Source organism: Microcoleus sp. bin48.metabat.b7b8b9.023 (genome assembly GCF_013299185.1).
Lineage (GTDB): Bacteria > Cyanobacteriota > Cyanobacteriia > Cyanobacteriales > Microcoleaceae > Microcoleus.
The window spans coordinates 13,207-37,541 of record NZ_JAAFKG010000057.1; the positions used below are offsets into that span (position 1 = coordinate 13,207).

Annotated in this window: 27 protein-coding genes and 1 CRISPR repeat array; of the genes, 9 read left to right on the forward strand and 18 right to left on the reverse strand. The window is 45.3% G+C overall.

Annotated elements, in window-relative coordinates:
* Positions 1-30 precede the first annotated feature (30 nt).
* Positions 31-570, reverse strand: coding sequence for a Uma2 family endonuclease (locus tag QZW82_RS25710; protein ID WP_293154872.1), 540 nt, complete (start codon positions 568-570; stop codon positions 31-33).
* Here QZW82_RS25710 and QZW82_RS25715 point away from each other — a divergent pair.
* Together QZW82_RS25715 and QZW82_RS25720 are read left to right on the forward strand one after the other, a co-directional pair.
* Positions 521-766, forward strand: coding sequence for a hypothetical protein (locus tag QZW82_RS25715; RefSeq protein WP_293154993.1), 246 nt, complete (start codon positions 521-523; stop codon positions 764-766). The genes QZW82_RS25710 and QZW82_RS25715 overlap by 50 nt on opposite strands.
* A gap of 101 nt (positions 767-867) precedes the next feature.
* Positions 868-2,853, forward strand: coding sequence for an ATP-binding protein (locus QZW82_RS25720; protein ID WP_293154875.1), 1,986 nt, complete (start codon positions 868-870; stop codon positions 2,851-2,853).
* Positions 2,854-3,006: 153 nt separating this feature from the next.
* Here the strand turns inward: QZW82_RS25720 and QZW82_RS25725 are convergent, their stop codons facing one another.
* Both QZW82_RS25725 and QZW82_RS25730 read right to left on the reverse strand, forming a co-directional pair.
* A complete protein-coding gene (locus QZW82_RS25725; protein WP_293154878.1) occupies positions 3,007-3,300 on the reverse strand; it encodes a hypothetical protein in 294 nt (97 codons plus the stop codon).
* A 208-nt stretch (positions 3,301-3,508) separates the two neighbouring features.
* On the reverse strand, positions 3,509-3,997 hold the full coding sequence (locus tag QZW82_RS25730; protein ID WP_293154881.1) for a hypothetical protein: 489 nt from the start codon (positions 3,995-3,997) through the stop codon (positions 3,509-3,511).
* 188 nt (positions 3,998-4,185) lie between these two features.
* Between QZW82_RS25730 and QZW82_RS25735 the strand changes: the two genes are divergently transcribed.
* The 3 genes from QZW82_RS25735 to QZW82_RS25745 are packed head-to-tail and all read left to right on the forward strand — an operon-like array spanning position 4,186 to position 4,937.
* Positions 4,186-4,398 carry a helix-turn-helix transcriptional regulator gene (locus QZW82_RS25735; protein WP_106149040.1) on the forward strand — a complete coding sequence of 71 codons (213 nt, stop codon included), beginning with the start codon at positions 4,186-4,188 and terminating at the stop codon, positions 4,396-4,398.
* Between the two features lie 57 nt (positions 4,399-4,455).
* On the forward strand, positions 4,456-4,668 hold the full coding sequence (locus QZW82_RS25740; RefSeq protein WP_293154889.1) for a helix-turn-helix transcriptional regulator: 213 nt from the start codon (positions 4,456-4,458) through the stop codon (positions 4,666-4,668).
* Positions 4,669-4,724: 56 nt separating this feature from the next.
* The gene (locus QZW82_RS25745) at positions 4,725-4,937 is read left to right on the forward strand and encodes a helix-turn-helix transcriptional regulator (RefSeq protein ID WP_106149042.1); all 213 of its coding nucleotides are present in this window, start codon (positions 4,725-4,727) and stop codon (positions 4,935-4,937) included.
* A gap of 89 nt (positions 4,938-5,026) precedes the next feature.
* Here QZW82_RS25745 and QZW82_RS25750 read toward each other — a convergent pair whose 3' ends face one another.
* The 11 genes from QZW82_RS25750 to QZW82_RS25800 all read right to left on the reverse strand — a co-directional run bounded on the left by QZW82_RS25750 (position 5,027) and on the right by QZW82_RS25800 (position 14,236).
* The gene (locus tag QZW82_RS25750; RefSeq protein WP_293154892.1) at positions 5,027-5,212 is read right to left on the reverse strand and encodes a hypothetical protein; all 186 of its coding nucleotides are present in this window, start codon (positions 5,210-5,212) and stop codon (positions 5,027-5,029) included.
* Between the two features lie 215 nt (positions 5,213-5,427).
* Positions 5,428-6,378, reverse strand: a complete 951-nt coding sequence (locus tag QZW82_RS25755) for a F0F1 ATP synthase subunit gamma (protein ID WP_293154895.1) — start codon at positions 6,376-6,378, stop codon at positions 5,428-5,430.
* A 446-nt stretch (positions 6,379-6,824) separates the two neighbouring features.
* Entirely contained in the window at positions 6,825-8,342 is a 1,518-nt protein-coding gene (atpA, locus tag QZW82_RS25760; RefSeq protein WP_293154898.1) for a F0F1 ATP synthase subunit alpha, read from the reverse strand.
* Positions 8,343-8,656: 314 nt separating this feature from the next.
* Positions 8,657-9,202: an ATP synthase F1 subunit delta gene (gene atpH, locus QZW82_RS25765; RefSeq protein WP_293154901.1), complete on the reverse strand. Its 546-nt coding sequence runs from the start codon at positions 9,200-9,202 to the stop codon at positions 8,657-8,659.
* 3 nt (positions 9,203-9,205) lie between these two features.
* Positions 9,206-9,733, reverse strand: a complete 528-nt coding sequence (locus QZW82_RS25770; protein ID WP_293154906.1) for a F0F1 ATP synthase subunit B — start codon at positions 9,731-9,733, stop codon at positions 9,206-9,208.
* 87 nt (positions 9,734-9,820) lie between these two features.
* Positions 9,821-10,288: a F0F1 ATP synthase subunit B' gene (locus tag QZW82_RS25775; protein WP_293154909.1), complete on the reverse strand. Its 468-nt coding sequence runs from the start codon at positions 10,286-10,288 to the stop codon at positions 9,821-9,823.
* 27 nt (positions 10,289-10,315) lie between these two features.
* Complete coding sequence (atpE, locus tag QZW82_RS25780; protein ID WP_193972048.1) at positions 10,316-10,561, reverse strand: ATP synthase F0 subunit C; 246 nt, start codon at positions 10,559-10,561, stop codon at positions 10,316-10,318.
* A gap of 126 nt (positions 10,562-10,687) precedes the next feature.
* Positions 10,688-11,443 carry a F0F1 ATP synthase subunit A gene (gene atpB, locus QZW82_RS25785; RefSeq protein WP_293154916.1) on the reverse strand — a complete coding sequence of 252 codons (756 nt, stop codon included), beginning with the start codon at positions 11,441-11,443 and terminating at the stop codon, positions 10,688-10,690.
* Between the two features lie 27 nt (positions 11,444-11,470).
* A complete protein-coding gene (locus tag QZW82_RS25790) occupies positions 11,471-11,842 on the reverse strand; it encodes an ATP synthase subunit I (RefSeq protein ID WP_293154987.1) in 372 nt (123 codons plus the stop codon).
* Positions 11,843-12,358: 516 nt separating this feature from the next.
* The gene (locus QZW82_RS25795; RefSeq protein WP_293154919.1) at positions 12,359-13,648 is read right to left on the reverse strand and encodes a calcium-binding protein; all 1,290 of its coding nucleotides are present in this window, start codon (positions 13,646-13,648) and stop codon (positions 12,359-12,361) included.
* A gap of 135 nt (positions 13,649-13,783) precedes the next feature.
* A complete protein-coding gene (locus QZW82_RS25800) occupies positions 13,784-14,236 on the reverse strand; it encodes a nitrate reductase associated protein (protein WP_293154922.1) in 453 nt (150 codons plus the stop codon).
* A 165-nt stretch (positions 14,237-14,401) separates the two neighbouring features.
* Here QZW82_RS25800 and moaA point away from each other — a divergent pair, with 165 nt between their 5' ends.
* From moaA to QZW82_RS25815, 3 genes are all read left to right on the forward strand, one after another.
* The gene (moaA, locus tag QZW82_RS25805) at positions 14,402-15,391 is read left to right on the forward strand and encodes a GTP 3',8-cyclase MoaA (protein WP_293154925.1); all 990 of its coding nucleotides are present in this window, start codon (positions 14,402-14,404) and stop codon (positions 15,389-15,391) included.
* 88 nt (positions 15,392-15,479) lie between these two features.
* A complete protein-coding gene (locus QZW82_RS25810; protein WP_293154928.1) occupies positions 15,480-15,830 on the forward strand; it encodes a type II toxin-antitoxin system RelE/ParE family toxin in 351 nt (116 codons plus the stop codon).
* On the forward strand, positions 15,827-16,123 hold the full coding sequence (locus tag QZW82_RS25815; RefSeq protein WP_293154930.1) for an XRE family transcriptional regulator: 297 nt from the start codon (positions 15,827-15,829) through the stop codon (positions 16,121-16,123). Before QZW82_RS25810 ends, QZW82_RS25815 begins: the two co-directional genes overlap by 4 nt.
* Positions 16,124-16,155: 32 nt before the next feature.
* On the opposite strand, the gene QZW82_RS25820 is transcribed toward QZW82_RS25815, so the two are convergent.
* The 4 genes from QZW82_RS25820 to QZW82_RS25835 form a co-directional block, all read right to left on the reverse strand.
* On the reverse strand, positions 16,156-16,749 hold the full coding sequence (locus QZW82_RS25820; RefSeq protein ID WP_293154933.1) for a Uma2 family endonuclease: 594 nt from the start codon (positions 16,747-16,749) through the stop codon (positions 16,156-16,158).
* A gap of 398 nt (positions 16,750-17,147) precedes the next feature.
* Positions 17,148-17,629: direct repeats of the CRISPR family, unit length 36 nt; unit sequence GTTTCCATTCAATTAGTTTCCCCAGCGAGTGGGGAC.
* A gap of 349 nt (positions 17,630-17,978) precedes the next feature.
* Entirely contained in the window at positions 17,979-18,374 is a 396-nt protein-coding gene (locus QZW82_RS25825; RefSeq protein ID WP_293154936.1) for a hypothetical protein, read from the reverse strand.
* 151 nt (positions 18,375-18,525) lie between these two features.
* Positions 18,526-19,269 carry a HepT-like ribonuclease domain-containing protein gene (locus QZW82_RS25830; RefSeq protein ID WP_293154939.1) on the reverse strand — a complete coding sequence of 248 codons (744 nt, stop codon included), beginning with the start codon at positions 19,267-19,269 and terminating at the stop codon, positions 18,526-18,528.
* Between the two features lie 274 nt (positions 19,270-19,543).
* Positions 19,544-20,722, reverse strand: coding sequence for a class I SAM-dependent methyltransferase (locus tag QZW82_RS25835; protein ID WP_293154942.1), 1,179 nt, complete (start codon positions 20,720-20,722; stop codon positions 19,544-19,546).
* Between the two features lie 596 nt (positions 20,723-21,318).
* On the opposite strand from QZW82_RS25835, the gene QZW82_RS25840 reads away from it, so the two are divergent.
* The gene (locus QZW82_RS25840; protein WP_293154945.1) at positions 21,319-24,105 is read left to right on the forward strand and encodes a phycobilisome rod-core linker polypeptide; all 2,787 of its coding nucleotides are present in this window, start codon (positions 21,319-21,321) and stop codon (positions 24,103-24,105) included.
* Positions 24,106-24,335: the final 230 nt, after the last annotated feature.

Below are 24,335 nucleotides of genomic sequence, written 5' to 3' on the forward strand. Positions count from 1 at the left end.
CAAATATATTGTAGCAATTTAGTTTGATGTTTAAGCTAGCAAGCGATCGACCTCGATGCTAAAACCCATCAAGATTTGTTGAGTGGTGGCGGTATCGCCGGATCGAAATGTCAGCATTCGATCTTGAGTCATCACAAATATTAAACGACTATCGGGAAAAACTAACCAAACTTCCTGACAGCTAGATGCTAAATATTCCTGTGCTTTGAGAAAGACATCTTCAGCGATATCGGTAGGTGAAACTATTTCGGCAATTAAGGGGAAACTTTGAGGTAAAGTGGCAAGGTTGCCAAATTGTGCAACTAATTCGGGTGTGAGATAAGCGACATCGGGACGGCGAATTTGTCGGTTAGTGCGGCAAGGTGCTGAAATATAAACTTCACCTCGCTGTTTGCTGGAAATCATGTAATTTGCCCAAGCACAACCCAGGTTTGATTGAATTTTACCATGCTTGAGTGTGGCTCCATTTTTCTCCACGAGTTGTCCATCCACCCATTCCATCTGGTCGAGGGGATTGGCCATGAACTCTTCTAGAGTAAAATGCTTCTGTGCGACATTAGCAGCGACCATAGTTATTTCCTCGCTTTTAGGAAACTTACTTGTTATTATTATGGGCGATCGGGAAGGGCGATCGAACTTTGACCGCAAAAAAGACAAATATCACCAACTCCACATCCTCAGCTATGAAGCAGTTTTCTGTTATGTTTTTGATAACGGCTTTCTTCAGACCAGTCTTTCAGCATTGACCATGTATCTCAACTCCTGATTTATTTGTCATTGGCAATGCTTGACAAATCTACTGAGTGGTGATAGGGTTAAATGTTAAAGAATAATCTAAAATAAAAACTTTTGTAAACTTAATTGATTATGAACAAAAAAAATCGTAAAATTCGTTGCCGTATTAATTACAAACATACTTTATTAGAATTATCTGTTAATAGGAAAGATCCATGTGAAGTAATTCGAGAACTAATTTCCAACTCCTATGATGCTAAAGCATCTGTTATAGAAATATATCCTTTACTTCAATATGAAGGGTTTATATTTATTGACAATGGGATTGGTATAAGCTCGGAAAAAGAAGTTAATGGAGTAACTCCAATAGATGCTTTCTTCTCAATAGGTCTTTCCACTAAAACTCCGGGAAAATCTATAGGTTACAAATGTCAAGGCTCAAAACTTTGCTTTGCTTCAGGAAAATTTGCACTTATTACCAGATGTAAAGAGGATAATGAATCTTGCTGGAGTTCCGTAATTATAGATAATCCGAGAGATACTTTAGATTCTGAACAAGACAACATTGATGTTCAAGAAGATATGGAACCTTGGTTAACTTTAAAAAACCTACTACCGCAGCCTGATGCTCGAACAGTAGGTATTTTAGATCATTTAGACCAAAAATATTTCCAATCACATCTTGAAACTGGCTCCCTAATACTTGTCAAAAATTTAGAAATTGATAATTTTTCCAACTATTACGGTACCGATCAAAAATATCCCTATATCAAAAGTTATATCAGATTTTATACCAGACATGGAGATGTCAGAATCCTAAATAACGAAAGAACAGGGTTTAGAGCAATAGACGCTAAAAATTTTAAAACTTCATCTCCTACCTATAACGATAAATGCCAGCTTTTTATTTGGAATTGCAGGGAAAGTAAATTAGAAGAGATTGCTTCTGGATATCCATATATTGATAAACAAGACTTTATTATTCCAGGAATGGAAGATTATTCATGGAAATCGCCAACAGAGATAAAGCGACTTAATTCAGGTAGATTTTATTATCGTAGCGCCCATGTGTTTAAATTTGATGGCATTACCTACTGTTTAGTATTGGCTATTGATGGAAACAGAAGAGCTTTAGAATATTATGAAGACTTAGATCGCCAAGGAAAAAAGAAGTCAGGTATTGGGTTTAGTTCACAAAGAGGAACTTTTATTTGCTCTGAAGGGCTAAAAATATGTTCTTATAATGAAATATTTAATCATAGTTTATTACAAGATTATATGGTTTTAAGTGATGGTAAAGCTATGACACATTATTTGTTGATGATTAACGGTACTTTTCAGTTAGTAACGGACAGAAATTCTTTAAGTGGAACGTCAATTAAAACTCTAAGGAATGAACAGTTTTTGGTACATATTAAGAGCTTTTTAGATCGAGCTTGGAATGACAGCAAAGTTTTTAAAGAGTTGATACAGAGAATCGGAAGTGAAGTTAGTGAATCAAAGACCGAAGTTCAAGTCAAGCAATTCAATAAAGTTAAAACACAAATCCTTCAAAGAGATTATTTTCATATTTTAGATCGTGAAGTTTTAAAAGGCAAGAAGTTCTTTGTTCCTAGTGTCGGAGAAGAACATGGAGTAGGTGCATTATATACATTGTTGGCTCATCTGATTCCTGCAAATTCTTGCTACTCTAATTTTTGGTTAAGACCTTTAAATTTTTCCGGTCAAGGAATTGATAGTTTAGCTGCCGAATTTAATGATGATACCTTAAAACAAGAACTTAAAGGCTTGGAATATAAATATACATTTTCAAGCGATGAGCTATTTAATCATCCATTGGTAGTCACCGATCAGATTGTATGTTGGAAACTCGATGAATCTGTGCAAGATGGTAATCCTGTGGATGATGGAGATTATGTTGGAGAAATTTCATTTACTAATGATTTAAAAGGTATAGGCTGTGAAATTATTAATATACAAAACAGATATGGTTCATGTCATAATTCTAATATTAAAGTCGTTTGCTTAAAAGACTTAATAGATAAAACTTTCCAGTGTCAGTGGAAAAAAGGTTTGAGTAGTGTAGTTTCACAATCATCAAAAAAACGACCCCGATAGTTAAAAACTATAAACATAAATAGGCTGGATTTCGTTATCGATTAGATTTGCTTGGTCAGAAACGATTGCCCTTTGTCAGTACCCATTATTGGGCTGGATTTGTATCGCAGGGTTTGGCGTAGGACAAACAACAGCATTTTGAACAAAGCTAATCTATCCTTGATTCTCTCCCAGTTTTTTGATTAAAAATCTGACTTCTTCCAGCAAATTATTAAATCGCTGGTCATTTTCTATTTTGTACTGTTGAAAATCCTGATCCCGCCGCCGCATTTCTTCATCCCGTTGACTGTCTCTTGCTAAAATAGCATTGACAGCACCTACCAGCATATCGACATTCTGGTTAGTTTGTTCGATATTCCGAGTCGTTTGCTCTACAGTGGAAGCCAAATCCTCAACAGTAGAAGCCAAATCATCCACCATTTCATCTGTCCAGCGTTCGGTTGTCATTTTTTTATTCCTTGATATGACTTCATAGCGAGAGTTTAGATAGTCCAATTATATTTTAGCGATCGCTCCTTCCTGAAATCTTGCTCTACAACAGTCCTGAACCCATCAAGACCAAAGAAACCGGGTTTTTCCGTTACTGCTGGCTCCGACAAAGACTTTCGTGAAAAACCCGGTTTCTGACCACCAGTGCGTTCGGGAATACTACAAATTAGAAATGTTCCAGCAGAGATTTCTCTTGGGCGTAAACCTTTCGCAGCGACTCCAGCCCGATCGCCCCCAACATCAATTTAACCACCCCAACTAACTCTCCCCACTCCAACAATTCAGCAACAGAAACGGCTTCCCGAAATCTCTCCGCATAGAAATCCACCCAAAAATCCGGCGCGTATCTCTCCTTCAGACTCGCCATCCGCCGCTTCCAATAACCAAAATCTAAACCAGACGGCGATTCCACTCCCACCACCGGGGGAAAGTCGGCATAACTCACAAACCGACTCATCCCTTGGGCGTGCACGTACAGGATATGCGCCCAGCACTCGAAGCGATATATTTGTTCTACCGCGATTTTCAGCAGCCGCGCGATCGCCTCTTTTGTGACAAACCGGCTCAATCTGTGCCTGGGGGTTGATTTTGGTCGAAAGCTTGCTAACATAGTTGATACATCCCACTTGATGGGAATTTCAGATGGTTGGTACATCCCAATTACTTGGAATTTCAGACGGTTGGTACATCCCACTTGATGGGAATTTCAGATGGTTAATACATCCCAGTTGATGGGATTTGAACTTTGATAGGCGATCGTCCTTGAGTTTTCCAGGCCTAGGGGCGATCGCTTTTTACATTATAATGATTGTACGACCTATATCAATCATCTGTCAAGAGTTTATGGGTTTAATTAGATTGCGGGTTAGAGAATTTGCTGGTGAGAAAGGCTGGACGATCAAAGAGGTTTCTGACCGATCGGGAGTCAACTACAGCACCCTCAGCACCTATTCGCGTTCTCCAGGAATGGCAATGGTTGATTTTACTTGTCTGCTCAAGTTGGCACGTACTTTTGACGTGATGGTCGAAGACTTGGTTGAGGTCGTCAAAGAATAGGCGATCGCCTTTTACAGTACAATCCTATGACTTATATCAATCACATCTCAAGAGCTTATGGGTTTAATTAGATTGCGGGTTAAAGAGTTTGCTGCTGAGAAAGGCTGGACGATCAAAGAGGTTTCAGAGCGATCGGGCGTAGTCTACAGTACGCTCAGAACCTATGCCCGATCGCCCGGTTTAGCAACAATTGATGTGACAGCCTTGGACAAGTTGGCGAGGACTTTTGATGTGATGGTCGAAGATTTGTATGAGATTGTCCAAGATTAGCCGATCGCCTTTTGGGATAAAAATATCTTATGATGGTACACCATCATTTGTCAAGTATGGGTTTAGTCAGACTAAAAGTCAGGGAATTTGCGGCTGAGAAAGGTTGGACGCTAAAAGAGGTTTCAGAGCGATCGGGAGTAATTTACAGTACAGTCAGACACTACGCCCGCTGTCCGGGAGTTTCAACTATTGACTTCATTTCCATACACAAATTGGCTCGCACCTTTGATGTAATGATTGAAGACTTGGTGGAAATTGTGCAGGAATAGGCGATCGCTCCTCACTTCATAATTCCCTTACAGTTAAACAACTAAATGTCTTGCCCTGTATGCGTTATATCAACCGCTACGCGTAGCAGCTACGTGTTGTTTTGGTTTTGACTTGCTTCTATTTTTGGTTGTTCGGCCTGCTTGACATATTCCTCCATAAATTCAAGCAAAACATCTCTCATATTTTTACCCTCTCTAGCAACAGCCGACTTAAATCGGTTCCGCAATTCCGGGGGCATTTCTACTCTAATAGCCACAGTTTTTTTGTCACTCATATAGGTTTAAAGCTTTAAAACATATAGATTATCATCTCATCTGCGTTCATCTGCGCTAATCCGCCTGTATCTGCGGTTAAAAGAGAATTTCTTAACCGCAGATGATAATGGATTAACGCGGATTCACGCAGATGAAGAGAAGAGACTTCAAATAAAAAAAGCGCCTGAGTTACCCCAGACGCCTAGCATAAAATTAACAATTTGTCAAGTCTAACTTAACCGTTTAAAGCCTCAGCACCGCCGCAAACTTCCAGAATTTCCTGAGTAATTGCCGCTTGTCGCGCCTTGTTATAAGTCAGCGTCAAACTGCCGATCAAATCGCTAGCATTCTCACTTGCATTGTTCATCGCTGTCATCCGCGCCGCCAACTCGCTAGCCGCAGACTCTTGCAAAGCCCGCAGCAATTGGTTGTTCAAATACAACGGCAAAAGAGCATCCAAAATTTGCGCCGGATCTTGCTCGAAAATCATGTCCCGCGGCAAGCTCTTGGTAGGTTTAGAAACTTTCTCCCGCGATACTTGAAACTGTCCGCCTTTTGTTGTCAAGCGGAAGATTTCATCATCGGGAGTTTCCAAACCTTGGGGGTCGAGGGGTAACAAGGTTTGAATTACTGGACGCGAACTAATTAGTGACACAAACTTGGTGTAAATTAGCTCAACTCTATCCACAGTTCCCGACAGGAACAAAGACAGCAATTCGTCAGCAATTAGCGCTGCTTCCGGTGCTGTTGGGATTTGTTCCAAGTTAGTGTAAGTAGCATCAATTGGCTGATCGCGGCGTTGGAAATACTGAGTAGCTTTGCGTCCTACCAACACGAATTTGTAGTTTAAGCCTTCAGCTTTGATTTCCTTGGCGCGATTTTCGGCGTATCTAATGATGTTGCCGTTGTAGCCACCGCACAAACCCCGATCGCCCGAAACGACCAAAAGTCCGACTGTTCTGACTTCGCGTTTTTTCAGCAGCGGCAAATCCTGGCTTTCAAACTTCAAGCGTTCTGCCAAACCGTACAAGACTTCTGCCAAGCGATCGGCAAAAGGACGAGTAGCAGTCACCTGTTCTTGAGCGCGGCGCACCTTAGCAGCAGCCACCAAGCGCATTGCTTCTGTAATCTTTTTAGTGTTCTTGACCGACTTAATGCGATCGCGAATAGTTTTGAGATTTGCCATAACTTTCTCCTTTTTCCTTAGCTTTTATTTCTGAGTTCTTAGTTCCCAGCCATCAGTTTTTAAATTTAGCTGCGGTAGAGACACGGCATTTTCTATTGGTATCAATTTTAAGACCCAAACCAGATGTCTCTCTCGTTTTTCTCAAAGTCTCGATCCCCCTAAATCCCCCTTAAAAAGGGGGACTTTGAGTGTTTCTAGTCTCTCCCTGATAGTCGGGAGACTTTGAATACTCTTGTCCCCCCCTTCTTAAGGGGGGCTAGGGGGGATCCGTGACTTAACTAAGTCTCGATTCCCCTAAATCTTCCTTAATAAAGGGAACTTTGAATGCTTCCAGTCTCTCCCTGATAGTCGGGAGAATTTGAATACTCTTGTCCCCCCCCTTTTTAAGGGGGGCTAGGGGGGATCGAAACTCAACTAATCACTAATCACTGATGACTAATGACTAATTACGCAGAAACCAAGAAAGTTTGCTTGTACTCTGTGATGCCTTCTTTCAGCAGCTTCTCAGCTTCATCAGTCAAAGCTTTACCGCCTTGAACGATTTCGCCGTACTTCGGCTTGCTAGTCCGCAAATAGTCGCGCAAACCAACAGTAAACTTGCTTACTTTGTCCACATCAATGTCATCCATGTAGCCGTTAATACCGGCATAGATTACAGCCACTTGTTCGTTCATCGGCAGAGGAGAACTTTGCGCTTGTTTCAACAGTTCGCGCAAGCGTTGACCGCGGGCCAATTGATTTTGAGTAGCTTTATCCAAGTCAGAAGCAAACTGAGAAAATGCTGCCAATTCTTCAAACTGCGCCAATTCCAATTTCACCTTACCGGCTACTTTTTTCATTGCCTTAGTTTGAGCCGCTGAACCTACCCGCGATACCGAAATACCGGGGTTTACTGCTGGACGCAAACCAGAGTTGAACAAGTCAGAAGAAAGGAAGATTTGACCGTCGGTAATCGAAATTACGTTGGTAGGAATGTAGGCAGAAACGTCGCCAGCTTGGGTTTCAATGATTGGCAAAGCTGTCATGCTGCCTTCGCCCAAGTCGTCGCTCAATTTAGCAGCGCGTTCTAGCAAGCGAGAGTGCAGGTAGAAAACGTCTCCGGGATATGCTTCGCGACCGGGAGGACGGCGCAGCAACAAGGACATTTGGCGGTAGGCCTGTGCTTGCTTGGAAAGGTCATCGTAAATGACCAAGGTGTGCTTGCCTTTGTACATGAAATACTCGGCTAAGCTGGCGCCTGTGTAAGGTGCCAAATATTGCAGGGTTGCGGGGTCGCTAGCGTTGGCTGCTACGACGATTGTGTAGTCCATCGCGCCCTTTTCTTGCAGGACGTTGACGATGTTAGCTACGGTAGAAGCTTTTTGACCGATCGCCACATACACGCAAATTACATCTTCCGATTTTTGGTTGATGATTGTGTCGATCGCGATCGCAGTTTTACCAGTTTGACGGTCTCCAATAATCAGTTCCCGCTGTCCTCTTCCCACAGGAATCATCGCATCAATAGCGGTAATCCCTGTTTGCATCGGTTCGTAAACAGAACGGCGAGAAACGATACCAGGTGCCGGAGATTCAATCAAACGAGACTCAGTAGTTTTAATATCGCCTTTGCCGTCGATAGGACGGGCTAAAGCATCAACTACGCGGCCCAACATTGCTTCACCAACGGGGACTTCAGCAATTCTGCCAGTAGCAGTAACTGCGGAACCTTCTTGAATGCCTAGGCCTTGGCCCATCAACACTGCACCGACGTTATCTTGTTCGAGGTTCAGTGCGATACCCACAGTGCCGTCGGCAAATTCTAGCAATTCGCCGGACATAGCCTTATCCAAGCCATAAATCCGGGCAATGCCGTCGCCTACTTGCAAAACAGTACCGACGTTAGAGACTTTTACATCTTGGTCGTACTGTTCAATTTGCTGGCGAATAATGCTGCTAATTTCGTCAGGTCTGATTGCTGCCATGTCAATTATTATTTGTCAGTTGTCAGTTGTCAGTCAGTCGATTTTAGATTTTAGATTTTAGATTTTAGATTTACTCGCAGCGTTGCATCTGGGAGTTTGAACTCTTAGTCTAAAATTTCGATCTTTCCACGACTTTAAGTCTAGTGCTTGTACCCATTTTTGGGCGGGTGGATGTTTTTGGCAAGAAAGAATTGAGATTTGGCAGTAAGTATTTGGGACTAACAACTCAAAAACAGAAATTCATTAGATTTCTGCCTTTTGTTTAATTCTTCCCTTATTCTTTCTTCCTTCTTCCTTCTTCCTTCTTCCTTAAATCAGGAACTCAAGCGAATTCCGAGACGGCGCAATTGTCCCCGCAGGCTAGCATCAATTACTTGAGAGCCTACTTTAATTACCACACCGCCGATTAAATCTGCGTCTATTTTTGTTTCAATTTCTACGCTGCGAGCGCTGGTCATCGCCTGGACTTTCTCGCGAACAGTTTGCTGTTGAGCGTCTGAAAGTGGGACTGCCGATGTAACTTCAGCCAATACTGTTTGGTTGAGTTCTCGGAGCTTTGCCAAGTATTGTTGGCCAATGCCTTCTAAAAAAAGAATTCTTCCTTTGTCTACTAAAAGCTTCAGAAAGTTGTGCATCAAGGGGTTCATTTCTTCACCCGCTATTTGCCCAATCACAGCTTTTTTTGCATCCGCTTTGATCAGCGGATTGGCTAAAAATTGACGTAATTCTTCCGAACCTTCTAGCAGGCTAAGCAAAGAACGAATGTCTTCGCCGAACTTTTCTGAGAGATTGCTGGACTGAGCCAGTGACATCAAGGCAGATGAGTAAGGCTGTAAGACTGCTGTGCTAACGATACTCACTTTTTAGCCTCCCAGTAACGCAATGCTGCGATCGATTAAGTGGTTTTGGGCGTTGTCGTCCAAGCTAGTTTTTAACTCACCTTCCACTTTTGCTAATGCCAAAGATACAACCGTCGATCTCAGTTGGGCGATCGCTCTTTCCCGCTCCGCTTCCAACTCTTGACCTGCTGTTGCTTTCATGCGTTCAACTTCCTGCGCCGCTTGAGCTAGAATTGCTTCTTTTGCTACGATCGCATTTGCTTCAGCAGCGGAGCGAATTCGTTCCGCTTCTGCTTGAGCCTGAGTCAATTTTTGCTGTTGTTCTGCTAAGGCTGCCGCTGCATCTTTTTGGCGAGTTTCTGCATCTTTAATCGCCTCTTCAATGGCGGAGCGTCTTTCGCCTAGGATATTTCCTAAAAAGCCGCGCCCGAAGTAAAACAGCAATCCAATAACAATGCTCAGGTTAATCAGGTTGGTTTCTAAAATATCGAAATTTAAACCGAAACCACCTTCCCCGCTAGCTTCTGTGGCTAGCAATAAAACAGTCCCCATGATTCTCTTCCATAATTGCGCGTGCAGGTTGGATGAACCGATTTAAGATTTGAGAATTCACCCAAAATCTCAAACTGTTCGATCGAGCTATTTGGCCAATGCTGTGCCCAATAGCTTTTCAAGAATTTGTCGGCTCAGAGTATCTACCTCTTGTTCTAGCGAGCGCATTGCCTCTTGCTTTTGCTGCTCAATCTCTTGGCCTGCCTTTTCTCGCGAAACTTGAGCTTCTTTTTGAGCCTCAGCTACTTTTGCCGACGCGATTTTTTTGGCATCCGCTTGAGCCGTAGCAATTACTGCCTGAGACTGTTTGCGAGTTTCTCCCAGTTTTTGGTCGTATTCCTGCGCTAATTTCTGGGCTTTTGCCAAGCGTTCCTGAGCTGACACTTGAGTGGTACGAATGTATTCGTCCCGATCGTCCAGAACCTTAGTCAAGGGCTTATAGAAAACCGCATTGAGGACTACCGTCAAAACTAGGAACTGCAATGCCATAAATGGCAAAGTTGCATCAAAATCAAACACTTTTAGTTCCTCCTTGTTTTTGGGGCGGAAAGACATCCGCCCCTTTTTTGCAATCCTTCAATATTAAGCGAAGGGATTAGCAAACAGCAGCACCAATGCAATAACCAGACCGTAGATGGTCAAGGATTCCATGAATGCTAAGCTCAGCAGGAGAGTGCCGCGAATTTTGCCTTCTGCTTCCGGCTGACGCGCAATACCTTCTACTGCTTGACCTGCGGCATTACCTTGACCGATACCAGGTCCAATCGCGCCTAAACCAATAGCTAGACCGGCGGCGATAACAGAAGCAGCAGCAATTGTCGGATTCATGATAAATTTCCTTAATCTTTGTGTACAGAGTTCAAGAGAGATGTTGGGTAATTAGTCATTAGTCATTAGTCATTAGACCGCTGACTTTTGACTGTTCGCTATTAGCCTTTACCCAATTTTAGAGAGTTAATCGTGATGTTCGTCGCCGTGTCCTTCCAATGCTTCGTGAATGTAAGCTCCTGCCAAGGTGGCAAATACCAAAGCTTGAATCGCACTGGTAAACAGACCCAACATCATTACGGGCAGAGGTACGAACAGGGGAACTAATAACACCAACACAGCTACCACTAATTCATCCGCTAAGATGTTACCAAATAAACGGAAGCTCAGGGAAAGAGGTTTGGTGAAATCTTCTAAAATCGCGATCGGTAACAAAATTGGGGTCGGTTCGATGTACTTACTAAAGTAACCCAAACCCCGCTTACTGAAACCTGCATAAAAATATGCCAAAGAAGTCAGCAATGCGAGTGCTACCGTCGTGTTGATGTCATTAGTCGGAGCAGCTAGTTCGCCCGCTGGCAGCTTAATTAGCTTCCAAGGAACTAAAGCGCCCGACCAATTCGATACAAAAATAAACAGGAACAATGTGCCAATAAATGGCAGCCAAGGACGGTACTCTTTCTCGCCGAGTTGATTTCTAGCCAAGTCTCGAACGAATTCTAAGGCGTACTCCATGAAATTTTGCATTCCGCTCGGAATTCTCTGCACATTGCGAGTTGCCGCGAGGGAAGCTATCAGGAGGAGAGCAATCACAATCCAGGAGGTAATAAATACCTGTCCGTGAACTTTGAGACTGCCTATGTGCCAGTAGAAATGCTTTCCTACTTCCAACTCAGCGAGGGGAAAAGCATTAAAGGCATTTAAGACATTTAGCATTTCCATTCACAAGAAGTTCACACAGTGGAGGGTTCACCGACTGCCTGACCCATTGGCAGGGTCGGTAACAAACAGGCTTTGCAGCATATAAAAGACGATCGCGCCCTTATACGTCAGAAATCCCAAAAATATGGGCAAAATCTGTAGCTCTTTCAACTGAGTTGATACTACAATCAACCCAATAAATACAGCTAACCTATTTTTGCTCAGACTCGTCTTTTGCGGGCCGATGCGTTCAACGTCTTTAGCCAACATTCTCAAGTAAACCACACCGGCGATCGCCCCAAGCACATAATTTAGGGCAATGTTGAGTGAATAAAAAATCCACACCGAGATAAAAACTATTCCCGTGAAAGCGAGAGTGACCACAAACAACTGTTGTTGAAGTTTGTAGAAATCTTGCATAGTGTCGGTGGACTCCGGTTCGGACGAACCTGTCTGAGAGATGTCCCCCGTTTCAGCGATGGATGCGCGAGATTGATCTGACAAGGTTACTTGACTTTTAAAGCAGTCGGTGTTAGTTGACTCCCACTACAATTAATTCGGTTGAAACCGTCTTGTAGCGACAAGTGTGACAAAAGCTACAGCTCGTACACTTCAGATCGAATAATACCACGCGCAGGTAACATAACTTAAAAAAAAATGAATTTTTTGATTGATTTCTGAGAAAGGTAGATTCGAGACCCAGCCTCACATGGGAGTCCTGCCGGACACAGTCGAGGGGTTGAAATCCCTCTCGGGTTCTTGGATTGTGCGATTGTTCCGAAGGCCGACAGGGAATTAATTCCCTGTCTCATAGCACAAGTCGGTTAAAAACCGACTGAAATCAGCAATCATTTTTAATTATTCGGCGACTGACAACTTTCGGTACGAGACAGCAGTTTTTAACGCCTGTCGGACGATCGGGCTACTGATACAAAGTTAAAAGTCCCCACTCAATGTGGTAAAGTTGGCGGCGCTTAAAGCCGCAGGTTGAATTCCGGCAACCAGGCCTAAAATTTGTCCGGTAGCAAGAATCCGAATAGCTGTGTTGCTACCCGAAGCATCTAAGGCAATTCCTGCAAAGGCTAGTCCGTTGGTAAGGCCGATCGCATCTTGACCCGCCGTAAAATCCGCAATAACATCGGCTTCAGATACGCTGGAGGCCGCTGCGTTTACCCGCAGTACAAACAAATCGTTTCCAGCTTCACCCGTCAGAACGTCTCTACCCAAGTCACCTACCAGTTGGTCGTTACCTTCTCCTCCAATCAGCGCATCGTTGTTCTGTCCGCCGCGCAGGATGTCATCGCCCGCACCGCCAGAGAGCGTATCATTTCCGAGATTTCCAGAGATAATGTCATTGCCGACGTTGCCATCGATGCGATCGTTACCGCGACCGCCCCAGAGCGTATCGTTGCCGTTGGCTCCTAGTATAGTATCGTCGCCGGCATTGCCATTTACCCGATCGGCAGATGGCGAGCCTTGGATAAAGTCGTTGCCATCTAAACCTTGAACCAAGAGATTGCCGACTCGAGCTGGATCGATCGTAAAGTTATCGGCATTGGCAGAAAGGTTGAAAAAGGAGCCATCGGGCCCAAAGGGGACAGGAGAAATGGTTGCAGGTGCGAAACCATATTGAAGATGATCGACTTCCCAGTTATTTTTACCGGGCATCGACAATCGAATCGATGATATCCCGTTTTGATTCACAACTCCAAAGAATCTATCTTCTGAGGTAGTACGCGAAATACTCTGATCGCCCAGCGAAAAGGGGCCGATAACCCCCAGAGATTCTCCCGATGGCCCAAACGCCTCAAATAACGTGTTATTTACCAAGTCGCCAGACAGGGGTGTGCCCCCACCATTCCTACCAATATCCGTCCAGACAATTCCAGCATGGGTTGGTAATTGACCCCCAAGTGCATTAGCGGAAAATTTGAACGTAAAGCTGCTCGTCGTGAAATTCGAGAATAAGCTCCTGCTGTTTCCTCTGGCTTGACCATCAATAACACCGTCATCGCCGTCCACCGAGTCGCTGAACGCAGTTGTAATATTTGTTGTGGCCAACTCAGGAACAGTAACGCCCGGTGTATTTAAAGCCCCGTCTTCAAAGTCTTCTAAATGAAAGTAAGTGAATCTTACTGGGCTAAATGGGCTGATGGCAGTTCCTGCTGATGGATTGTTGAAAGCTGAGTAGGGCAGTGGGCCAAAAAACTGAGGATTGTTAGACATGGTGTCTTGAAAGTAAATCGTACTTGAGAGTTATGTGGCCACAGAAAATGACGGTATATGGTAAAGAAATCGCTCCTAACCAATAACCTACATTGAGCGATCGCTCGCGCTGGCTGCAAACTTTCTAACATACAATTATTGAATAATGCCAAACTCTTGAAGTGCCGGGAGAAAGTTTTTATTCTCGTGGCTCGATCGACTAAGTTTGATTAAAGCAAATCGCTCGATCGGCTGCAAACCGCTCCACTGGGCGTCGGTAACAGTCAATCCGAGCTCTTGCGCTTTTGCTGTGACGGATTCTGGTATTGTTGCAGCATCCATCCAGGGGGGATTTTGGTCGATCGCCAAATCGGTTCCGCATTTTCCAGTATGTTGGATTAATATTTGGTTTAGCTGTTCTCGGTAATCTTGAATTTCTGCACTTGTCACACAAGGAAGCTCTACAAGTGTTTGGCGTTCTGCTTGAGTAAAATGATTCCAATCTTGCAACTTGAGTTTGATGCCGCAAGTATCTAATTTGAGGCGTACTTGCATTGGGATGCAGCGCAGGGCTTCTACAAAATCGGCTTCAAATTTAAAGAATGTCATAGGTATATGGATTTACAAATTAGATTTTTTTTATTTACCGCAGAGGGCGCAGAGAGCGCAGAGGAAGAGATGAGAGAGAAATCTATGCAGGTCTTTTGTTCTGTTTCAATCATGGCAGAAAATCGAGTCAGCATCTATAATTAAATAATATTACAAAGTATTGACATGAATCCCGTAGACTACCTTCGGATTAGTTTGATAGACCGCTGCAATTTCCGCTGTCTCTACTGTATGCCGGAAGGTAGCGAGTTGGACTATGTATTGCAGCAGCAGTTGTTAAGTCACTCGGAATTGCTAACTTTGCTACGGGAAGTTTTCATACCTGTGGGATTTACGAAGTTTCGGTTGACTGGTGGGGAACCGCTGTTGCGCCCTGGGGTTGTTGAGTTGGTTGGGGCGATCGCATCTTTGCCGGAAACGCGAGATTTGTCAATGACAACTAACGGCTTTTTGCTGGCGGGAATGGCCGAAAATCTCTACAATGCTGGTTTACGCCGGATTAATATTAGTTTGGATTCGCTGGAACCGGAGACTTTTGATAAGATAATTGGTAGTCGGGGTCGATCGCGCTGGATGCAAGTTTGGCAGGGAATTCAAGCGGCTTATGAAGCTGGATTCGATCCGCTGAAATTGAATGTGGTGGTGATTCCCGGTGTTAATGACGGGGAAATATTGGAGTTGGCAGAATTAACTATTAACCGAAATTGGCACGTCCGATTTATTGAGTTTATGCCGATCGGCAATGGCGATTTATTTGGCGATAAAGGTTGGGTAGCTTCGGCAGATTTGCGGCAACAAATTAGCGACAAATATGGTTTAGCCGAGTCTGGAGTGCGGGGAAATGGGCCGGCGGATGTGTTTCAAATTCCGGGGGCGAAGGGCACTTTAGGATTTATCAGTCAGATGTCCGAGTGTTTTTGCGATCGGTGCAATCGGATGCGTTTGTCGGCTGACGGGTGGCTGCGGCCTTGTCTGCTGAACGAAACGGGGCAGATTGACTTGAAAACGGCTTTGCGGAATGGGGTGTCTACGGTTGAATTGCGCGATCGAGTGCAGCAGATATTGGAGATCAAACCGGAGATTAATTTCAAGCAGCGAGATTCGGGAACTACTCAAGGAAATTATAGCCGCACCATGTCTCAAATCGGCGGGTGAACTGCCCGAAATCGATCGCTGAAGAAATAAAATACTTAAGGCAATACTTGAGTATAATTGTCACAGTATTCGATTCTCAACAAACTCGATGACCATCAAGCCGATTCGGTGGGTTGGCCCGGCCCGCGAAGAAATCCAATCTCTTCCTGAAGAGGCCCGAAAAGAAGCCGGTTTTTCACTTTGGACTCTCCAGCAGGGCATACAACCACCAGACTTTAAACCGATGTCGATCGTAGGTAAAGGCGTTGAAGAAATTCGGATTCGGACAGAAAATGCCTATCGGGTTTTCTATATTGCTAGATTTGAAGAAGCTATTTATGTGCTCCATGCCTTCCAAAAGAAAACTCAGAAAACAGCCAAGAAAAATATCGAAGTTGGGCAGAAACGCTACCAAGATTTGTTACAAAATCGTTTAAACTCAAGAGAACCGGAACAATGAGCGAAAATACTATTACCCAAGCAGTCGATAATATCTTTCTAGACCTCGGATTCTCATCTGAAGAAGCGGATAACTTACTAATCCGATCGCAACTAATTCTCGCCCTGACTCATCAGATTAAAGAGCGCGGTTGGACTCTCGATCAAACGGCTCAACATCTCCAACAGTCCCACGATCGAATCAAAGCTCTAATTCAAGGTAAAATAGGGCAGTTTTCCGTTGACAGTCTAATTGCAATGCTCAATAAAGTAGGTATGACTGTCAAAGTCGAAATTTGCCCCAAGGTAGCTTAGGTGAAAATTATGCAATTTGGCGCATTCTACAACTAAAACTCCCCTTCCAAGACTTGTTGGGCCGTCAAGTTCAACTGCGGAAAAGTCGGCGATATCAGCGCTTGTTCCCCTTGAAAAACCCCAACTTCGACATACTCACCTGATTCTAGTCGTAGTACCGCTACTATCTCCTCTTGAGCGTCAACAATCCAATATTCAGGGATACCCCGCGCTGCATATTGAGCTCGTTTATTAATGTAATCGCGATCGCGCCCAACTCTACCTGGACTAACAACCTCGACAACCAACTGAGGAGGTGGCATAGTTTGGGTGATGGTTAGCCGGGAGGCTGTCAGCAAGATGTGTTCGGGGCGCAAAACCACCAAATCTGGGTAGCGATTAGCTGCGTCGCCCTCCCGCAGGATCGGAACTTGGATTTCGCACATATGTGTTCTGATCAGCCTGAGTGGGACGAACCCGCTACTAGCCAGAGTGAATAGTAGATAGTTAGCAATGAAATTGTTGGGGCCCGATTCGGGTGGCAATGTTACTAACTCTCCATCAATTAATTCGTAGCGGTTGTCGGTATCGTCCTCGTAGGTGAGGTATTCTTCAAAGGTGAGTTTTGGCTTGTGGGCTTGTATCATCTTTTACCTTCCAGGATTGCTATTGTTATTAAAATACTTACACATCCGAGGGAAGTGGTGGCCGCAGTGATTCTAGTTGAATTAACAAGCTGGGTAGCACTGTTTCAATTATATTATAAGGCTGGATCTGAGAGGTTTTTGTCTAATAGAAGTTTCACAGGGTTCTCCCGTACTTAGGGCGATAAATTTATCTAATTATTCGTAGGTTGGGTTGAGAGAAGCGAAACCCAACACTCTGAGGATAACAAGTTGGGTTTCGTCCCTCAACCCAACCTACAACTACTAATAATCGTCATTATAGTTGGAAACAATCCTAGTTTGTTGAGGTCAGGATTTCAGGTTTGAGCAAGTAGGGAAAAACAAATAACCCTGACGTTGAAAGTAGCCAGGGCAGATGAGTTTCCATTCAATTAGTTTCCCCAGCGAGTGGGGACAGCAGCTAAGGAATACGCCGCGCAAATTAGAGCCGAGTTTCCATTCAATTAGTTTCCCCAGCGAGTGGGGACGGTACGGTTGACCATGACACCAAACAGACCTTAAGCCACACTTGTTTCCATTCAATTAGTTTCCCCAGCGAGTGGGGACCTTAAAGCTAACACTTAAGACATAGGCAATAATCATCTGTTTCCATTCAATTAGTTTCCCCAGCGAGTGGGGACAAAAATGCAAAAAGTACAAACAAGAGTTCTCGTACTCGAAAAGTTTCCATTCAATTAGTTTCCCCAGCGAGTGGGGACTGCAGTGGATGGAATTACCTACAAAAAAGAGGACACGTTTCCATTCAATTAGTTTCCCCAGCGAGTGGGGACACTTAGAAGAAGCTGCATTGAAAGCAGCGCGTCACGTTTCCATTCAATTAGTTTCCCCAGCGAGTGGGGACCCCTGCATTATACACCCAAGACAGCGCAAGGTGTCCAGAGGCCGTTTGCGAGGGTCAGATCTTTTTCTTGGATTTCACACCTGTGTTCGCTCCAAAAAAAACGATGAAACCCTTGCCCAGTAATGCTGCGAGGGTCGCGACGCAAAAAAGGCGTTTCAGCTATTTTGCCGCCACCCTCGCAATACCAGCTAAAATCTGGGTTTATTAACCTTTTGTGGTATTTTTTGTCATTGCAAGCTCTCAGCGAAGCAATCGCAGAGACTCGGCGATTGCTTTCCTTCGGATCGGTTACGCTAAGGCTACGCTCGCAATGACATATTTTAACTGGGAACGATCAATCGCCTACTTCCTACGCTTTGCGCTTCCGACGCCGAATGAGCACACTCATCACTTGCTTCGGATTAGCTGCACGCTGTAGCTGACTCCAATCGCCAACTTCCGCAAATCCCAGGCGGTACAAGGTGAGTATGGTTTCCCTGACAGCCTGGGGCGAACCTGTGATTGTTACACACACCACATCCTGTTCGGATTCTGCTGCTGAGTCGTCATTTGGACAATCAGATTCGTTATCGTCAGGCAAGAATTCCTCTGACATAATATGTTCTCCTGGTTTTGGGTTTTCTAGAAAAACCCAAAAACCCAGCCGCCCCGCTTTTCCACACATAGCAGGGCGGCTACAGAGAGTGTTATCATACTCCGTTAGCCTCCAGACTGCTGATATCAGTTTGGCGGTTATGCTGTCCATTGCTGTTACCAGCAGCTTTGGGCAGTGCAACTAGATTTTTGGGCGACGCGGGCTGCTTCCTCTACAAGCAAAGCAACCTCTAACTTCAAAGCGTATCCATATTTGGGGGCCCGTGTCAATCCATTTGGGATTTGGGATTTGTCCCACGGATTCAATCAGGTAATTCCACATCTGGCGGCAGCGGTGGCAGGAGCAATTCTAACTGGCTTAGCAAACCGGGCAGCACTGTAACAATGATATTCCAGAGAGTGTCTGGCTCCACGCGATCGTACCGATGAGCGATCGGATTCCGCAAATTAATAATATTGCGCCAATCAATATCACCATTAGCTTGACGGAATTCCTCCGAAATTCTCCTAGCAGCCTCGCCGAGAATTTCAAACTCTCTTTCAACAGCCCGCTGCACCATCCTATTTACTTGGTATTCTGCACAGGACAAGCTAGCGGTAAACTCCATTATTTGCTTAATTGCTTCTATCATATCCCAGAGCGCAGCCTGATTTCTATTGTCTGCTTGCATAGTTAGATTGGCTGGTTTAACTGAAAAGTATAAACTGGAAATAGTGCCATTCTCAGAGTAGATAATATGACAAGTTGCCAGGATTTCCGCTCGACTAAAAGGGTTATTTATCTGTTGTTTTTGAGTTAAATCTATGTCGCGCCCCAACATACCTTCTAACTGTTCTTGCATTTGGAGAAAGTCGAAAAGATTCCAAGAAGTATTGAGGGCAAAGCTTGCTAGAATGTCTATATCACTGTCGGGACGAAAATCCTCTCGCAGGATTGAACCGAATAATGCTAACTCAATAATATTCCAGCGCTGGCAAAAGTCGGCTATCTGTGAGGGCGATGCCTGAAGACGTTCTTTGACTGCGGTTGGAAATTGAAAAGTCATTCGATTTTGGATTTTGGATTTTACCGGGAGTCAGTAACTGAAACTTGCAAGGTTCGTCAGTTCGTATATTCTCGATTTTAGCAAAAATAATCCTAACTGACGCACCCTACGACTCAACTTGTAGGGTGCGTCAGTTCCTAGATTGTCGATTTTTACCGAAAATAACGGCGACTGACGCACCCTACGGCTCAACTGAAACTTGTAGGGTGCGTCAGTTCGTAGATTCTCGATTTTTACCGAAAATAACGGCGACTGACGCACCCTACGATACGACTCAACTCGGTGTTAGCAATATGAGCTGTTTTGATAAGATCGATCGCACTTCATCCAATCCCACCTCAACATCCGCCAAAATCTCCCCCACAGTTCTGGTATTGCAACCTTGCAGAAACTCAAACTCAGCACTTGACAAATTGACCAATTGGTAGTTGCAATCAAACACTTGTTGACTCGGCCAACCGTGCATACAAACACTCAACTCTGGAATTGCCGCCAAAAGTGCTTTATCGTCCGACCAATCAATCTTATTAACAGGCTTTTTGCCCAAGAAAAACTCGTAATGAGTGATTTCCGTATCCAACAATTCAATTAATCGATAAAGCTCCCGTTCCGTCAAACCCTGAGATCTTTCTATCAATTCCGGCGCTTTCCCCAAAAGTCTTTCTAACTGCCAATATCCCGGATTTGAGAAACCGATAAATTCCAATCCCGAAGCGTCAATTAACTCGAACAAAGTCTCGATGTTGTAGTCAATTTCCTGCGGATGAACGTACATATCCGCAAAACATTCGTCTCGCTGATTTTCTCCTGCCCAACGCTGTTTTTCGTACTTGACAAGGCGGTTGTTTTCTGGTAAAGAAGCAAAGATTTCACGGCCGACTTTCACACCATCGGGATAGTCGCCTTTTTTGTTACCTTGCAGAAGTGCGATCGCCCTTTGCATCAATTGAATTTCCCAGCGTCCGAGCTCAGCATACACAAAAATGTGCATCAAGCCACCAGGAGCCAACTTCGCCGCCAGTGCTTGAATGCCACGAATCGGATCGGGTAAGTGGTGCAGCACGCCGACGCAGTTGATCAAATCGAACTCTCCTTCCAACTGATCGGCATCGTACAAGCTGAGGTGGCGAAAATCTGCTTCTCGCGCGCCCGATCGGCGGCAGCGTTCTTGTGCTACCTTCAAGGCACCGGAACTAAGGTCGATCGCCGTCACCGACGCTTCAGGATTCAGGTGAATCAGATAATCCGTACTCGAACCCGTGCCACAGCCAGCATCCAAAATGCGAATATCCAATTTTTGCGGCTTTTGGCCCGTGCAAAAATTGTAAGCATCCGGCCAACTCCAGCGCCAGTTGTACCCGGGCGGCGGTTCGTCGGACAAAGGATCGGGCGGAAAAGGAAAAGTATCGTAAAGCCGACGAACGGCGGCGCTGATATCGGGTGAAATTTCCATAGGTTAAGGAATTCTTTTGAGTCTTGAGTTGGGCTCAGGGATGGGGATTGGACTGACAACTGACCGCTGACAAGTGACAACTGACCACTGACAGCGCTAGCGTAATAAAACTTATCATTTTTTCTCATATAAGCTCTCTTAAATCTATACAATAAATCTCGGCAGGCTTTTTAACAAACGAGGACTGTCAATCACCCAATGCTGAGCTTTCGGGTAAGGCAGCGGCGTCTTTCGGCAGAAAGTAAAAGGCAAGAGAAAAAGGCAGAAGGAAATTTTGGATTTTCTTTTTCCTGAATTGAGGGCACTTGCTGCGATCGTCGCAGGAGTCAGCTATCCTGCCAAGTATTTTTTCCAGGAATGTACAGGCGAAGCAAGCGCGCAGGGAGTGCCCCGTCGGTGTCTTCGGGTCGGACATTTCCCGGCAGGACGAAAGATGAAACCAAAACATTTTAATCTAAGAAAGTAAGCGCCCCAACCTCGTGACAGGTGAAGGCAAAAAGTAAACAAAGCAAAAATACCTAATTTTACCTGCATCAGAAGGCAAGGTTAGTCTGGGTAAATGCTGCAACGATTTAGATAGGGAGCGAAGGAGTCTAATGACTGTAAAAGCAAGTGGTGGAAGCTCAGTTGCGCGTCCGCAACTATATCAAACTGTACCAGTCGCAACGATTTCGCAAGCTGAACAGCAAGACCGCTTCCTACAGCGGGGCGAACTCAGCGAACTGGCAAGTTATTTCAGTTCCGGTGGTCTTCGGATCGCGATTTCTGAGACGCTGACCAGAAACTCGGAACTCATAGTATCCCGCGCAGCCAACCGGATTTTTGTCGGCGGTTCCCCGCTGGCATTTTTGGAAAGACCAGCAGAACCTGTGATGGCTATGGCTGGCGCTACTCGCGGCGGCGGTTCGGTAAATGTCTCTGAAGGCATGAAACTGGGAACTGTTACTTATGTTGAAGGTCGCGCAGGCGGCGGCGGCGGCAGCAAAGGCTCAGGTAGCGGCGGATTCTTGGGCTTGGGAAATCTGTTTTCTACTAACGGCGGCGGTGGCGGCCCAATCCCAGCAGGATTCCAGCCGATTAATGTCTCGCGCTACGGCCCGAGCAACATGACCAAATCTCTGCGGGATTTGAGCTGGTTTTTGCGTTACATTACCTACGCGATCGTCGCGGGCGATCCGAACATTATTTCGGTGAACGTGCGCGGATTGCGCGAAATCATTGAAAATGCTTGCTCGTCGGCGGCTACAATTGTGGCAATGCAGGAAATGAAGGCCGCATCCTTGGGCTATTTCAAAAATGATGATGCCGCACGCACGATCGTCGCACAGTATTTTGACGTAGCAATTGCAGAATTCAAAGCCCCCACACCTTCACCCAAGGTGCGTCAGCGCGAAAGTAATGACCAGCAAGGGCTGCAACTGCCTCAAATCTACTTCAACGCAGCGGAAAATCGGGCGAAATTCGTCATGAAGACCGGTCTGTCGTCGGCAGAAAAGATTGAAGTAATCAAAGCAGCTTACCGCCAAGTTTTTGAGCGCGACATTACCCGCGCCTACAGCCAAAGCATTTCTGACTTGGAATCCAAGGTCAAAAATGGCGAAATCTCGATGAAAGAGTTTATTCGCCGCCTTGGCAAATCTCCTCTGTACCGCAAGCAATTTTTCGAGCCGTTTGTCAACAGTCGCGCTGTAGAATTGGCCGCCCGTCACTTCCTCGGCCGCGGTTTGAGCTCGCGCGAGGAATTTAGCAAGTATTTTGCGATCGTCACGAAAGGCGGCCTGGCAGCCCTCGTAGACGCGATGGTTTATTCTCAGGAATATTCCGACTACTTCGGCGAAGAAACAGTCCCTTACCTGCGCGGTTTGGGCCAGGAAGCTCAGGAATGTCGCAACTGGGGCCCGCAAATTGATTTGTTCAATTTCAGCGCTCCTTTCCGCAAGGTTCCTCAGTTCATCACCTTGTTCGCAGGCTACACTCAGCCTCTACCAGATCAGCACGTTTACGGTATTGGTAACGATCCGCTGGAAATTCAGTTCGGGGCGATTTTCCCCAAAGAAACTCGCAACCCTAGGAACCGTCCAGCTCCCTTCGGCAAAGACACTCGCCGGATCTTGATCCGTCAAGGTGCGGGGATTGACAATCAATTGAGTAACCCAGCGGCTCGCGGTGCGGCTCCTGGTTCTCTGGGCCCCAAGGTCTTTAAACTAGACCAGTTACCCAGCAACTATGTAGCTTCCAAGAAAACTGCCCGCGGCGCCTCCAGCAGCTACAGCAATGCTTCCAGTGTCAAATATACCGAAAGTTCCACCCAAGCGGTGATTCGGGCTGCTTATCTGCAAGTGTTCGGTCGCGATGTGTTCGACGGCCAGCGCCAAAAGGTGGCGGAAATTAAGCTGGAAAACGGCGACATTCCGATGCGCGAGTTTATTCGGATGTTGGCGAAATCCGATGTGTTCCGCAATATGTACTGGAGCAAGCTTTATGTTTGTAAGGCGATCGAGTATATTCACCGCCGACTCCTGGGCCGCCCTACCTATGGCCGTCAGGAAATGAACGCTTACTTTGACATTTGCGCTAAGAAGGGTTTCTACGCGCTGGTCGATCAAATGATCGACAGTCTGGAGTACAACGAAGCTTTTGGCGAAGATACAGTGCCCTACGAGCGCTATGTGACTCCGGCTGGTTTGTCGATGCGGACAATGCGATCGGGTTCCTTTGGCGAGAAAAAGGTCAACGCCGATCCGACTCCTGAAACTCCTCGGTTTGTTGAATTGGGCACTGCGCTCGATCGGGGTGATACCGAGTTGCAAAATCGGATTGCTCAAGGTGTGAGCAAGCGTCGCGAACAAACTAAGGTGTTCAAGCTGACGACTACTTCGGACAAGGTTGCTTTGAAAACTTTAATTCAAGCTGCTTACCGTCAAGTTTTTGAACGCGATTTGAATCCCTACGTTGTGAAGAATGAATTCACAGCTTTGGAAAGCAAACTTGGCAACAATGAAATCAATCTCAAGGAGTTCATTGAAGGTTTGGGTTGCTCGCCGCTGTACGTCAAACAATTCTACGCACCTTATCCAAATACTAAGGTGATTGAGTTGGGTACGAAGCACTTCTTGGGCCGCGCTCCTCTCAATCAAGCGGAGATTCGGACTTATAACCAAATCTTGGCAAGCAAAGGGATTAAGGGCTTTATCAACGCGATGTTGCTGACGGTTGAATATGCTGAGGCTTTTGGTGAGGATACGGTTCCTTATCGCCGCTTCCCGACTCTACCGGCTGCTAATTTCCCGAATACTGAAAGGCTGTACAACCAGTTGACTAAGCAGAATGGTGAGATTGTGGTTCCGAGTTTTGAGCCTGCGGCTGTTACTGACAGAAGCTAAGAACAAACTGCAAGAAATTTGATTTTGTAGGTTGACAAAAATCCCTCGCTATGGTAATGCTGTAGCGGGGGATTTTTGGTAAAGGGCTGTTTCATTCTCGGAAAAACCGCGATTTTGTAGGGTAGTGCCCCCGTGCCTACCCCTGACGAAGAGGGCGGGCACGGGGGCGCCGCCCCTACGAAGAATGAAACAGCCCTGAATTTTTGTTAAAGGGCGATCGGGCATTGAGA